The 13,606-nt window shown below is 55.8% G+C and carries 13 protein-coding genes; 9 read left to right on the forward strand and 4 right to left on the reverse strand.

What is annotated here, in order from left to right:
• Positions 1 to 244 precede the first annotated feature (244 nt).
• Complete coding sequence (gene gcvA, locus C4S72_RS25065) at positions 245 to 1,171, reverse strand: transcriptional regulator GcvA (protein ID WP_104005950.1); 927 nt, start codon at positions 1,169 to 1,171, stop codon at positions 245 to 247.
• Positions 1,172 to 1,322: 151 nt separating this feature from the next.
• Between gcvA and C4S72_RS25070 the strand changes: the two genes are divergently transcribed.
• From C4S72_RS25070 to C4S72_RS25095, 6 genes are all read left to right on the forward strand, one after another.
• On the forward strand, positions 1,323 to 2,165 hold the full coding sequence (locus tag C4S72_RS25070) for a transketolase (RefSeq protein WP_200826904.1): 843 nt from the start codon (positions 1,323 to 1,325) through the stop codon (positions 2,163 to 2,165).
• Entirely contained in the window at positions 2,162 to 3,154 is a 993-nt protein-coding gene (locus C4S72_RS25075; RefSeq protein ID WP_104005951.1) for a transketolase family protein, read from the forward strand. The genes C4S72_RS25070 and C4S72_RS25075 overlap by 4 nt, the downstream gene beginning before the upstream one ends.
• Before the next feature lie 239 nt (positions 3,155 to 3,393).
• Positions 3,394 to 4,365 (forward strand): TRAP transporter substrate-binding protein, encoded by a 972-nt coding sequence (locus C4S72_RS25080; RefSeq protein WP_104005952.1) that lies wholly within the window; start codon positions 3,394 to 3,396, stop codon positions 4,363 to 4,365.
• Positions 4,362 to 4,925, forward strand: a complete 564-nt coding sequence (locus C4S72_RS25085) for a TRAP transporter small permease (protein WP_200826905.1) — start codon at positions 4,362 to 4,364, stop codon at positions 4,923 to 4,925. Before C4S72_RS25080 ends, C4S72_RS25085 begins: the two co-directional genes overlap by 4 nt.
• Positions 4,922 to 6,181: a TRAP transporter large permease gene (locus tag C4S72_RS25090; protein ID WP_104005953.1), complete on the forward strand. Its 1,260-nt coding sequence runs from the start codon at positions 4,922 to 4,924 to the stop codon at positions 6,179 to 6,181. The genes C4S72_RS25085 and C4S72_RS25090 overlap by 4 nt, the downstream gene beginning before the upstream one ends.
• Positions 6,182 to 6,245: 64 nt before the next feature.
• Complete coding sequence (locus C4S72_RS25095) at positions 6,246 to 7,130, forward strand: NAD(P)-dependent oxidoreductase (protein WP_104005954.1); 885 nt, start codon at positions 6,246 to 6,248, stop codon at positions 7,128 to 7,130.
• Positions 7,131 to 7,161: 31 nt separating this feature from the next.
• Here C4S72_RS25095 and otnC read toward each other — a convergent pair whose 3' ends face one another.
• From otnC to C4S72_RS25110, 3 genes are read right to left on the reverse strand one after another with little or no spacing between them, the layout of a single operon-like run.
• On the reverse strand, positions 7,162 to 7,830 hold the full coding sequence (gene otnC, locus C4S72_RS25100) for a 3-oxo-tetronate 4-phosphate decarboxylase (protein ID WP_104005955.1): 669 nt from the start codon (positions 7,828 to 7,830) through the stop codon (positions 7,162 to 7,164).
• Complete coding sequence (otnK, locus tag C4S72_RS25105) at positions 7,827 to 9,092, reverse strand: 3-oxo-tetronate kinase (protein ID WP_104005956.1); 1,266 nt, start codon at positions 9,090 to 9,092, stop codon at positions 7,827 to 7,829. Before otnK ends, otnC begins: the two co-directional genes overlap by 4 nt.
• A 19-nt stretch (positions 9,093 to 9,111) precedes the next feature.
• Positions 9,112 to 10,383: a glycerate kinase type-2 family protein gene (locus C4S72_RS25110; protein ID WP_104005957.1), complete on the reverse strand. Its 1,272-nt coding sequence runs from the start codon at positions 10,381 to 10,383 to the stop codon at positions 9,112 to 9,114.
• 248 nt (positions 10,384 to 10,631) lie between these two features.
• Here C4S72_RS25110 and C4S72_RS25115 point away from each other — a divergent pair, with 248 nt between their 5' ends.
• Genes C4S72_RS25115 through C4S72_RS25125 form a run of 3 tightly spaced genes read left to right on the forward strand, consistent with a single transcriptional unit; the run spans position 10,632 to position 13,476 of the window.
• Entirely contained in the window at positions 10,632 to 11,600 is a 969-nt protein-coding gene (locus tag C4S72_RS25115) for a TRAP transporter substrate-binding protein (RefSeq protein ID WP_104005958.1), read from the forward strand.
• Positions 11,601 to 11,611: 11 nt separating this feature from the next.
• Positions 11,612 to 12,190 carry a TRAP transporter small permease gene (locus C4S72_RS25120; protein ID WP_160115597.1) on the forward strand — a complete coding sequence of 193 codons (579 nt, stop codon included), beginning with the start codon at positions 11,612 to 11,614 and terminating at the stop codon, positions 12,188 to 12,190.
• A 29-nt stretch (positions 12,191 to 12,219) separates the two neighbouring features.
• A complete protein-coding gene (locus tag C4S72_RS25125; protein ID WP_104005960.1) occupies positions 12,220 to 13,476 on the forward strand; it encodes a TRAP transporter large permease in 1,257 nt (418 codons plus the stop codon).
• The last annotated feature ends 130 nt before the right edge of the window (positions 13,477 to 13,606 follow it).

A 13,606-nucleotide genomic window follows, 5' to 3' on the forward strand; every position in this document is an offset into this window, starting at 1 on the left:
CGGTTTCATAATCCCAGGATGCGGCGTAGAGTCGCTGCTCAGGATTTGAAACTATCCGCCGTTTTAAAACCGTCCGTGGAAACGGGGTAGAACCCCTGAGAATTCTTTTCTGGTCAAATGAATGTGCGGAATAAGAAAGATTAAGTTCATTAAAATCAGTGGATTAGTATAGTAATGATACAGACCTAAAAGCCCTCTAATGGATTTAGCACGTGTTACCCATAAAGTGCGGTTATGCCTATCGTTAGTTCTCTGATCGATGTTTAAAATGAATAGCATCTCTCTCAAGTTCTCCAAACAGCCAGTCCTGAAATGCACGGATTTTGGGCAAGTCGGCCTGACTCTTTAGAACATTGAAGGTGTAACCTTGGACCTTTGGCCCTTCAAGGCCCAGGGGGGCAACAAGTTTTCCACTCTCCAGCTCTCGTTGTACCAACAGCAGACTATCCAGCAAAACCCCCATGCCATCTACGGCTGCGGAGATAGCCATAAATGAACGATCGAATCGAGGACCTCGCGAGATATCGAGCTTAACTTTGCGATATTGGCGTAGCCAGTCACGCCAACCTATCAGGCATATCTCGCTATGAATCAAGGTGTGGTGGCGTAGGTCAGTCACAGAGCGAATAGGGTGCTCTCCGTCCGCCAGTTCTGGCGAGCACAGCGGGACAATCGTTTCCGGTGGAAACGGCAGCACCATGGTGCCTGCAGGTTGCAGTCGTCGCATGCCATACCGAATGTCGATATCAATGCCTTGCAACAGTAAATCATCTGGTACCGGATAAGTGGCGTTCAAACGTACATCGATATCGGACTGGCTGGCGTTGAAGCGGGCAAGCCGTGGCATCAGCCACTGGCCCGCAAAACTTGGGGTGGAATGCACATTGAGGATGTCGCTTCGGGCGGTGCGACCGAGTTCTTTGGTGGCCCTGTCAATGCGGTTGAAGGCGCCTGTGACTTCTTCAGCATATCGACGGCCCGCATCGGTGAGCTGTACCGCTCGGTGTATGCGATGGAAAAGTTTGATTCCGAATTGCTCTTCTAACAGCTTGATTTGGTGGCTTACCGCTGAGGGCGTTACGAACAGCTCCTCCGCTGCAAGGGCAAATGACGATAGCCGAGCCGCGGCTTCGAAGGCTTGAATCGCTTTAATGGGAGGATGGTTTCGCATGTTTCACCTGAGCTCAGTTCATCTATCGGCCAGATTAATTCGTTTGAGCGCTGTTTTGCAACGCCTTAGCCTGTTTACGTAGTGGTCGCGAGGGTCAAGCCGTCGCGATAACAGGCCTCGCAGATGAGGCGACTAAATTGAGGAGATACGCGTGGAGACAAATACAAAAAGCCGCGCCGAGCTGGCCGAGCATGCATATCGCATACGTCGGAATGCGCTGCTAATGGGTGAGGTCCAGGGGCAAGGCTATGTTGGCCAGGCTTTGGATATCGCGGATGTACTGGCCGTGGCTTATTGCCAGGAAATGAAATTTCGCCCTGAAGACCCCGAGTGGGACGGTCGTGACCGTTTCCTCCTGTCCAATGGCCATTACGCCATTGCTCTGTATGCCGCTTTGATCGAAGCGGGCATCATCCCCGAAGAAGAACTCGAAACCTATGGCAGTGATGACAGCCGTCTGCCGATGTCTGGCATGGCGAGTTACACGCCCGGAATGGAGATGTCGGGTGGTTCCCTGGGACAGGGGCTGACTATTGCTGTAGGTCACGCGCTGGGACTCAAGCACAAAAACTCCGATTCATTCGTCTATACGCTGTTCTCTGACGGTGAGCTTGATGAGGGTGCGGTCTGGGAAGCACTGATGTCCGCCGCGCACTGGAAGCTCGATAACATGATCGCCATCGTCGACGTTAACAACCAGCAGGCGGATGGCCCTTCGAGCCAGATCATGGCGTTCGAGCCATTGACCGAGAAGATGGAAGCTTTCGGCTGGTTCACCCAGCGTGTCGACGGTAATGACATCGAAGCTGTGGCTGCCGCGTTCGAAGCCGCTCGCAAGCATCCCGAAGCCAAACCGCGAATGATTATTGCCGATACCCTCATGGGCTGTGGCGTTCCTTTCCTGGAAGAGCGCGAGAAAAACCACTTTATTCGCGTTGACGAGCATGAATGGCAGTTGGCACTGAGCGCACTGGAAGCCGGGAGAAAAGCATGAGTACGAACAAACCGAAGCTCAAAACATCCGCGATGATCGCGTCGATCGCGGGGGAAGGTCAGCGTACCGCATCGGCACCTTTTGGCCATGCGCTCAAGAAGCTGGCTGAAGAGCGTTCAGACATTGTCGGCATGACTGCGGATCTTGCGAAGTACACGGACCTGCATATCTTTCGTGAAGCCTTTCCCGAGCGCTTTTATCAGATGGGTATGGCGGAGCAACTGTTGATGGGCGCGGCGGCAGGGTTCGCGCACGAGGGCGCTATGCCCTTCGTGACCACCTACGCCGTATTTGCGACTCGTCGTGCCTATGACTTCATGCACCAGGCGATTGCCGAAGATAACCTGAATGTGAAAATCGCCTGCGCTCTGCCCGGGCTGACCACCGGGTACGGTCCGAGCCACCAGGCGGCGGAAGATCTGGCACTGATGCGTGCCATGCCTGGCATGACGGTCATCGATCCCTGCGATGCACTCGATATCGAGCAGATGGTCCCTGCTGTGGCTGACCATAAGGGCCCGATTTACATGCGCCTGTTGCGTGGTAAGGTGCCGATGGTGCTGGATGAGTATGACTACAAATTCGAGCTGGGTAAGGCCAAGTTGATTCGTGACGGGCGCGATGTGCTGGTGATCTCGTCAGGCATCATGACTATGCGAGCACTGGAAGTCGCCAAGGAGCTTGAGGCGGATAATGTGGATGTGGCGGTATTGCACGTCCCCACCATCAAACCGCTGGATACCTCAACCATTCTTCGTGAAGCCGGACGACTCGGGCGACTGGTAGTTGTTGCGGAGAACCATACCACCATCGGTGGCTTGGGAGAGGCGATCGGTACCGAACTGCTGCGAGCGGGGGTAACACCTCAGTTCCGCCAGATTGCGCTGCCTGATGCTTTCCTCGATGCAGGTGCACTGCCGACTCTGCATGATCGTTACGGTATATCGACTGAGGTTATGTCGAATACGATCAAGAATTGGGTTAGATAGAGCGCTCATCACTGCTGAAATAATCAAGAGATCATGCATGACGCCATCATTGCTTGTTTCGGTGTGGAGCCAGGGGCGGCTCCACACCATCAATGATGGCTATTAAACGGGAGACAGTAACCATTACGCACAACCCATGTTCCGAAGACATGGAACATGTCCAGCTAAGGCTTAATGACTGAATGCAACGTGGCTGGTCGCGTTGCCCAAAATATCACAAGAAAAACAAGGTAATAGTCATGAAAAAAACACTTATCGCAGTGGCCGCCGCACTGGCGTTGAACGCATCTTCCGCCTGGGCCGAGCAGGTTCTGCGCCTGTCGCATAACGCGGCCCCGGGCAATCCCAAGGCGGAAGCTTCGCTGAAGTTTGCCGAACTGGTTGAAGAAAAAACCGACGGTCGCGTTCGCGTGGAAGTGGGTGGTAGCGCCCAGTATGGTGATGATGTCGAGTCGCTGACCAACATGCGCCTGGGTACACTGGCTTTCAGTGCGAACTCCCAGGGTACGACTTCCAACATCGTTCCGCAGTTCGGCGTGATCGGTTTGCCGTTCCTGTTCAACAGTCTGGAACATGCCTACAAAGTGGTTGATGGCCCGGTAGGGGACAAACTCAACGAACTGGCCGAGCAAAAAGGACTGGTGTTGCTGGCGCTTTGGGACAACGGTATGCGTCATGTCAGCAATAACGTGCGCCCGATCAAAACGCCGGAAGACCTGGCCGGTATCAAGCTGCGCACCCCGCCGGATCCGATGACCCTGGATATCTTTACCGCCCTTGGCGCAAACCCCGGTCCGCTGGCGTTCTCCGAATTGTACATCGCTTTGCAGCAGGGCGTGTTCGACGGCGAGGAAAACCCGCTGATGAACATCTATTCCTCCAAGCTGCATGAGGTGCAGAAGTATATCTCCCTGACCGGCCACAAGTATGAAACCACGCCGTTGCTGGCCAGCAAGATCATCTGGAGCCAGCTCTCCAAGGAAGACCAGCAGGCGGTCAAGGAAGCCGCTGTCGAAGCCGGTAAGCTGAATCGCGAAATGTCGATTAAAGCAGATGCAGAGCTGATACAGAAACTGCAGGATGCCGGTGTTGAGATCAATACCGTCGATATCGCTCCATTCGCAGCCAAAACCAAGTCGGTTTACGACGAATGGCATGAGAAGTATCCGGAACTGGTTGATCTGGTAACTTCGGAGGCAGCCAAACAATGAACAGTGCCCACTTACCCAAGGTTGCCGCCAAAAAGGGCGTGACAACTCGAGTGGTGGAGTGGGTGGACGCATCGATCGTAGTCGCCAGTACGGTGGCTGCGATCGGCTCTCTGGCCATTATGTTTATTTCGTTAATGGCCGAGGTGATTGTCCGCTACCTCACCAATCAGGGCATGGGATGGCCTACCGAAATGCCCAATATTCTCTTTCCCTGGCTGGTTATGGGAGGAATTGTCCTGGGGGCTCAGCGAGGGCAGCACATCGCAGTGACCGCGCTCAATGTCCTGCTCGGACGTACCGGCAACCGCGTGCTGATGCTGTCGCATCAGGTTCTGATCACGGCGACCTTTTTCTACCTGGCCTGGGTAGGTCTCGGTGTGATCGAAATTACTGGAAGCGAAATGTATCCGGTAACTGGCATCACCGCTCGCTGGGCCTACCTGGCCATGATTGTCGGCTTTGTCGGCCTGGGGATTACGGCGATTACCACTTTTGCCCGCCTGCTGTTGGCTGATAACCCGCACAGTGTGCGTAAACACCATATCGAGGAGGATGTATGACCCTCACGATGATTCTCATATTTTTTGCGCTGCTGGTGCTGGCCCTGCCTGTCGGCTATGCCCTGATTATCAGCGCCAGTGTGGCGGCCATCTTTGTTGGTGGTATGCCTGCAGTCGCTGCAGTAGTTAAGGTGTTCCAGCCGACACAGAGTTTTCCTCTGTTGGCGATCCCGTTTTTCATGCTCTCCGGTAGCCTGATGATGGGGGGCGAGCTGGGTAAGCGACTGATCCACTTCGCCACCTCACTGGTGGGGCGCTTTCATGGCGGCCTGGGGCAGGTGACGGTGGTTGGGTCTACCGTGTTTGGTGGCGTGTCGGGTTCCGCGGTAGCTGAGGCCTCTGCCCTGGGGGCCATGTTGATCCCCTGGCAGAAGCGTGAAGGTTATCCCGGCGCATTTTCGGCTTCCGTTACTGCGTCCTCTTCGGTGATTGCAGGGCTGATTCCACCGTCGATTCCGCTGATCCTTTTCGCTACGGTATCCAACCAGTCGATCGCCTCTCTGTTCCTGGCAGGTGTATTGCCGGGCTTGCTGCTCTGCTTCGGCTTTATGATGACCTGCTATCTGTCCGGGCGGCTGCGCAACTTCCCGCGTCTGATGGATAACATTACCTTTAATGACATCCTGCAGGCGACGATCAAGGCGGCACCGGCGTTGTTGATGCCTGCGTTTATCGTTGTGCTGCTGCGGGCGGGAATCGCAACACCGACCGAAGTCAGTGTGCTGGCGGTGGCCTATGGCCTTTTTGTCAGCTCAGTCGTCTACCGGGATTTGACCCCGAAACGCTTCTACGAAGCGCTGACCCACACTGCAATCACTACCGGTGTGGTTATGCTGGTGATCGCGGCTTCCAACCTGGTTGGCTTTGTTCTGACCATGGAGTCGATTCCGACGATTGTCGCTGAATGGGCGCTGGAAACCCTCAAGTCACCGATCATGATTATACTGATGATGAATCTGATCATGCTGATGGTGGGAATGTTCCTGGATCTGCCCGCGGCCATTCTGCTGCTTGGGCCGACCTTTGTTGCTATCGCCAATGCCATCGGTCTGGATCTGGTACAGCTGGGTGTGATGATGGCGGTCAACCTGAGTATCGGCCTGTTTACCCCGCCGGTGGGGACGACGCTGTTTATATCCGCAGCCATCTCGCGCGAGTCCGTGGGGCGGATCGCCAAGGAACTCTGGCCCTTCTATATGGTTGCCATTGCTGTACTGGGACTGATCTCTTTTGTACCGGCCGTCATCATTTACTGATCGCTGTTAAGCCCCGTATACCAGCGGGGCCAGCTTTCGTCTTAATCCACTGAGGATAACAATAATGCAAACAATCGCATTCGCCGGTCTCGGCGCGATGGGGCTTCCTATGGCCAAAAATCTGTTGAAAGCAGGATTCAATGTCAGGGGGATTGATCTGAACCCCACCGCCTTGGATAGCCTGAAACAGGCAGGTGGGCAGCTCGCGTCCTCCGTCCAGGAAGCGGCTGCCGGCGCCGATATGCTCATTTTGATGGTGGTGAACGCTGGCCAGGCGGAACAGGTCCTGTTTGATCAGGGGGCGCTGGCGGCGCTTAACCCAGAGGGGACGGTTTGCCTGATGGCGACCTGTCCCCAAGGGCAGGTCGCACAAATAGCGGCTCGGGTTATGGCGCAGGGCCGCCAGTTTATCGATGCGCCTGTGTCCGGTGGCGTTGTGGGGGCTGAAGCTGGATCGCTGACCATTATGGCCGCCTGCCCGGAGCAAACCTACGCCGAGCAGTTGGCGGTCTTCCAGGCGGTCGGTGAGCGTATTTTCCACGTTGGCGAAAAGCCTGGGCAGGGCGCCGTGGTAAAAACCGTGAACCAGTTGCTGTGCGGAGTGCATATTGCGGTTGTTGCCGAGGCGATCTCGCTGGCAGCTAAAGTGGGCGTCGATCTCGACATCCTGCTGGAGATCATGGGCGGTTCGGCGGCGTCGAGCTGGATGCTGAAAAACCGCGGACCGCGAATGCTTGAAAGCGAACCGGAAGTGACCAGCGCCGTGGATATTTTCGTGAAGGATCTGGGCATCGTGCTGGAGACCGGGCGTGAAGTGCAGGCTGCACTGCCGCTCGCCGCCAGTGCCCATCAGATGTTCCTGTCCACATCCGGCAGGGGAGATGGACGCGCCGATGATAGCCAGGTTATCCGCAGCTACCACCTGCTCAACGGTGTCGCCCGGGACTGATCTTCTCAGCCCAGCGTTCTGAAAACCCAGGCTAACAGCAGCCCCCGCTGGCATCGCTCTGTTGAGGTTCCGGTGAGTTGTTCAGTTCATCGACTTGCTCCGGGGTGAGCAGGCGGGGATTCCGGTCTAACAGCAGCATGAACAGCTTGGCGGTGGCCTCCAGCTCTTCGGCCGCGTAGACCGCTGCTTTCAGGCTTTTTCCGGCAACGATGGGACCGTGATTGGCCAGCAATACGGCACGGTAATCGCTGGCGACCTTGGCGATCTCATCGCCAAGACGTTTGTCACCCGGTCGGTGGTAGGGTGTTAGAGCAACCTTGCCGAAACGCATGATCGAGTAGGGCGTCAGTGGCGGTAATACATTCATAGGATCGATGCCTGGAAGGCAGGAAATGGCAGTGGCATAGGTGGAGTGCAGGTGCACAACAGCCCGGTCATCCGGGCGGTGGTCGAGAAACGCCTTATGCAGGAAAAACTCCTTTGAGGGCGCTTTCCCCGACAGCAAATTTCCATGCAGGTCCAAGCGCGAGATATCGGCTGGGTCGATGTTGCCAAGACAGCAGTTGGTGGGGGTCATCAGCCAGCCATCCTCTAGCCGCAGGCCAATGTTGCCAGAGCTACCCGCTGTCAGTCCCCGTTCGAAAAGGGAGCGGCCAAAAAAGGTGATCTGCTCTCTCAGGGTATTTTCATTACCGCTCATTGCATCATCTCCAGCGCCTGAGTGAAAAACTCGCGCTCGCCGAAATTGCCAGATTTAAGTGCCAGCAGCCGGGGTGTTTGCTCCAACGTTTGGGTTAACGGCACCCCGGGTGCTATGGCTGGGCCTATCTTCAATGCAGTTATCCCCAGAGCCTGTACCGCGGCGCCCGATGTTTCGCCACCGGCAACGACAAACCGGGTTACTCCCAGGTCACTCAAGCGACGCGCCACTTCAGACATCAACTCTTCGATCCGTTGACCTGCCTGTTCGATGCCGAGCAGAGTCTGGCTGTGTGAGACAGCCTCTGGGTGGTCGCTGGCGTAGATCAATACCGGCCCCTGAGCCCGATGTTCGATAAACCAATGCACCACCTGATCGGCATTGAGCTCCGCGTTGTGCAGTGCCAGAGGGCAGATTTTTAACGCAGGATGAGTGCTCTTAAATGCATCGACTTGGTCCCGTGTGGCTTTCGAGCAACTGCCTGAGAGGACCACAGCGTCGCCGGCAACCGGGGGCAGCTCTGCTGCGTCCTGGCGTTTGCGAAACACTCCTCTGGCTTCGAAGTTGTCCGCAAGCCCTACCGCAAGCCCTGAGCTGCCGGTCACCAGACGAAGGTCAGCACAGGCATGAGACAGGGTAACAAGGTCGTCCTGACTCAGGACATCGACTATGGCGTAGCGATAATCTTCTGCTAGTGTGACCAACGCGGACCGGGTTATAGCGCTGCCTTGGGCAAGGGTGTCATGGACAATAAGCCCGACCTTGCCCGAGGTTTGAGCACTCAGTATGCGCAGCAGGTTGGCATCGCGCATCGGCGTCAGAGGGTGATGTTCCATGCCACTCTCGTTCAGCAAAACGCCATTGGCAAACAGATAACCGTTGTAGACAGTGCGCCCGTTGACCGGCAAAGCGGGGCTTGCGACTGTAAATGTCTCGCCGAGGGCCGCGAGCAATGCATCGGCCACCGGGCCGATATTGCCCTTGTCGGTTGAATCGAAAGTTGAGCAATACTTGAAATAGTATTGGCTGCACTCAAGCTGACGTAGCCACTGGAGGGCCTCGAGCGAATCGGCTACCGCCTGGTCAGGCTCCTGAGTACGCGACTTCAGTGCAATTACGACCGCATCGGCCTGGCTCAGGTCGACAGGCTTCTCGGGGACCCCCAGCAACTGTACGGTGTGCATGCCTGAGGCAACCAGAAAACTTGCCAGGTCACTGGCACCGGTAAAATCATCGGCTATACAGCCTAACAGCACGGACATCCTTCACCTCCTCAGGTTGTTAATTAGTGGGTGGAGTGATGAGAATGGCCCGAAAATCGTTCACATTGGTGAGAGTCGGGCCGGTAACGACTTGGCTGTCGATGGCAGCGAAGAAACTATGCGCGTCGTTGTTGCTCAGTGCGGTGTCTGGGCACATCCGAGCGGCCTTCGCTTTTTGCAGGGTGTCGGGGCCGATAACGGCGCCGGCCACCTCCGCCGCACCGTCGACGCCGTCGGTATCGCAGGCAAGGGCGTAAATCCCCTCGCAGCCTTGAAGTGCTAACGCAAGGGCCAGGCAATATTCCGCATTCGGACCGCCAATACCTCCACCTCGACGTGTCACTGTCAGTTCGCCGCCAGATAGCAGAAGGAGTGGTGAATCTGTGTTTTGCATCGAGTCCCGCAAACGGAGCGCCAGTTGCGCGTGATCCGCGGCAACTTCTCGGGCTTCCCCCTCCAGGTCGTCACCCAGAATCCGGACTCTGACCACCTGGCTCTCGACTAATTCTGCAGCAGCACGGAGTGACTGAGAGGGCGCAGCATAGATCAGGTTTTCAGTTCTGGAGATGCGGCTGTCGCCAATGGGGATAACCCCGGTAGGTTGGCTCAATGCTGTGAGCACAGACTTCGGGGTGTCGATAGACCAGGTATCCAGTACTTTGAGGGCGTCGGCTGAGGTGGAATTATCGCCACAGGTTGGCCCTGAGCCGATGAAGGCAGGGTTATCGCCGGGTACGTCGGAGATCATCAGGCTAAGCATTCTGGCCGGATAGGCGGCGGCCGCTAACTGTCCGCCTTTGATGCGGCTGATATGTTTGCGCACGGTGTTCATCTGATCGATGGGTGCGCCAGAACTGAGCAGTGCAGCATTGAGCGCCTGCTTTTCATCCAGCGAAATGGCGCCTGCAGGCTGAATCAGCAGAGAAGAGGCGCCGCCGGAGATCAGGGCCAGTACGAAATCGTCTTCCTGCAGGCTGTTAAGCAGCTCAAGGATGCGGCCTGTCGCTTTTAAACCCGCCTGGTCGGGCACCGGGTGTGCGGCCTCCACAATTTCGATCTGCTGGCAGGGGCGGGAGTAGCCGTAACGGGTAATCACAAGGCCTTCACACGGGCCCCAAGCCGCTTCTACCGCCTCCGCCATCCGTGCACTGGCTTTACCTGCGCCTACCACCACTACACGCCCCTTGGGACGTTCTGGTAAATGCTCAGCGAGGGAGCGTAGAGGGTCGGCCACTTCGACAGCACGGTCAAACAGTGATTGAAGAAATCGGAGGGGGGTTGGGGTAGGCACGAATCCGGCTCCTGTTAAAAGGTTATGCGGCCTCAGGTTGTTAGAAGTTGTTGAGTTGAGACCTGTTCGGAGATTCGCACAGCCTAACGGAAAACGCCGGGCTCATTGTTTAGCACTGCTAATCAAATCGTTAAGAGGAGTGCATTGAATGAGGCAGGGTCGGCGGGCAATGCTTGTGACTCGACCTAGAACACAGCCTGCCTGAGGCTGGGTTACACAATAAGACTAAGAATTTCTGGGAGAAAATAATGCAAGTAATTGGCAAAAGTCTGCTCGCCCTATCCGTTGTTTCCGTTGCAGCTACTACCGCTGTGGCCCAGGCGGACGAATTGGTTTTCGCGCATGGCGCAAATCCTGGCAACCCCCGCTACGAGGCCGCAGAAATGTTCTCGGCCATAATCCCCTCCTGCTCTGACCTAAGCGTTAACCACGCGCATTCAGCCACCCTGGGGAACGATGCGGAGATGCTCACTTCCGCCCAGGCCGGGGTGATTCAGATGAGCGCTAACTCTCAGGGGGCCCTGGCGCAGATCGTGCCGGAAGTGGGAATGCTGGGTTTGCCGTTCCTGTTTGCCGATGAGCCCACAGTTTGGCGGGTATTGGATGGCAAAATCGGACAGGAGCTGGATAAGAAAGCGCAACAGGCCGGCCTCAAGATCGTGGCGTTTTGGGATAACGGTTTTCGCAATGTGACCCATACCAGCAAATTTGTGGCCAAGCCTGCCGATCTGGAGGGAATGAAAATCCGCACGCCGCCGGATCAGGTGACCATCGATATTTTCAAGGCGCTGGGTGCGAATCCGGCTCCACTTGCCTGGAGTGAACTGCCGACAGCGCTGCGCAGCGGTGCTTTCGATGGCCAGGAAAACCCGTTGACCAACATCTATTCAGCCAAGTTGCACGAGATCACCCCCTATATCTCCATGACCGGGCACAAGTACGAGAGTACTCCGGTGGTAGCGGGTCTAGGCTGGTGGAATTCGCTGTCATCCGAGGATCAGGCATGTGTTACCGCCGCCGCTAAACAGGCGGGCTGGTTCCAGCGCGGGCAGAACATGTTGGCCAATCAGAAGCTGCAGACTGTGATGGAAGGGGAAGGGGCCAAGTTCAGCGATGTTGACCGAGAGGCGTTAATCAAGGCCACAGCTTCGGTATATGACAAGTACGAAAGCGAGCTGGGCGACTTCGTGAGCGAGCTGCGCGAGGCGGCACAGTAATGGGTGCCTTTATGGATATGCCAGTAGATAAGTGCGTATCTGCGGCACAGGGGGAGCGTTCGCGCTTCGCCTGGGTCCGCAGCAAAATTACGCGTGTCGTGGGGGCCATTAATTTCGCCAGTGCGACCATTGTTATAGCTACCCTGGTGACCATGTTTCTGGCGATTCTGGTCAATGTCGGGCTGCGTTACCTGTTCGGTTCGGGTATTACCTGGGCTTACGAGATTCCCTCGATCCTGTTTCCCTGGGCTGTGGCCGGTGGCCTTGTGATGGCTACAGCACAGGGGCGCAATATTGCTGTCGATGCGATTATCAAGATGCTGCCAGAGCGCCTGCGATGGATGCTGGCGATTCTGATCAGTGCCTTTACCTGTGCGATATCGGTGGGGGTTGTCTACTACTCGGTGCCTATCGTTAAGGCTGCCCAGTACAGCCACCTGGCTGAAACCGGCGTTGCGCAAATCTATGGTTATAGCAGCCTGCTATATGCCTTTTCGATGATCGCCCTGATCTCGTTGTTGAACCTGACCGAGTACTTGCTGGGTCAGAAGATGGAGGTTGCTAGTCCATCGGAGTCCAACTTTAGCTAAGCCAATCTATTAATGCGGAGATAATAATAATGACCGCGATTTTTATTTGGGTGTTTCCCATTCTCCTACTGCTTGCCGTACCGGTAGCCTTCGCTATGATCGGTACTTCCGGCATCGTTCTGCTGCTAGATGGTAAATCTCTTGCGGTGATTGCTCAGCGGCTCTATACCCCGACACAGAGCTTCCCCATGTTGGCGATCCCCTTCTTTATTTTGGCGGGAAGCCTGATGATGTCGGGACGCTTCGGTGAACACCTAGTTAACTTTGCCAAGTTGCTGGTGGGGCGCTTCAAAGGGGGCATGTGCCATGTAAGCGTGGTGGGTTCGGTTGTTTTTGGCGGAGTCTCCGGTTCGGCGGTGGCCGATGCTTCGGCACTGGGTAATGCATTGATTCCCGTACAGAAACAGAACGGTTATCCAGCGGGGTTTGCCGCAGCTGTCAACTCTGCGTCCTCCACAATATCAGTGCTTATACCGCCTTCAATTCCTTTGATTCTGTATAGCCTGGTGTCCAGTACCTCGATTATCGATCTGTTTGTCGCAGGCATTATTCCGGGGATTCTGCTGGGCGTCGGCATGCTGGCGTTGACCTGGTTTGCGGCACTGCGACGTGGATTCCCGGCTGCCAGGGTTGAAGGGGGCTGGAAAAAATGGAAAGCGGAAATCAAACACGCCCTGCCGGCGTTGCTGATGCCTGTCTTCGTTATCGGCACGCTGCGCTTCGGCGTCGCGACGCCCACCGAGGTCAGTGTGATGGCGGTAGCTTATGGCCTGGTTATCGGGATCCTGGTGTATCGGGATCTCAATTGGGCGGCCATCCGTTCCGCCTTGCTGGAAACCGGGGTAATGACAGGCGCCGTGATGGCGATCATTATGGCATCGTCCATCATCCAGTGGCTGCTGACCATGGAGCAGGTGCCCCAGCATCTGACCCATTGGGTGACCGGCTCCCTCTCCGAGCCCTGGATGGTGATTCTGGCGATGAACATCATCATGCTGATCGTGGGGACTTTCCTTGACCTGCCCGCAGCGATGCTGCTGTTAGGGCCGCTATTTGCCGGTATCGCGGTATCCATCGGTCTGGATCCGGTACAGCTGGGTCTGATGATGGTGGTTAACCTGGCGATCGGTCTGTATACGCCACCGATAGGCACCACTTTGTATATATCCTCAGGCATCGCCAACATCTCGGTTGGCAGCGTAGTCAAAGAACTGATTCCTTTCTATCTGTTGGCACTGGGAGTGCTGGCGCTAATCAGCTATGTACCGGCGATGACTATTTACTAACCAGTGATTAAAAACGACAGGTGGCTATCTTCTGGTGGGCATCTGTCGTTTTTTAAATAGGTGTTATAAATATGGGAACTTATTTTAAAATCCGATGTGGACTTTAGCAGGATTAAATGGAAGGTTTTTT

It is taken from the genome of Marinobacterium lutimaris (assembly GCF_900108065.1).
Taxonomy (GTDB): domain Bacteria; phylum Pseudomonadota; class Gammaproteobacteria; order Pseudomonadales; family Balneatricaceae; genus Marinobacterium_D; species Marinobacterium_D lutimaris.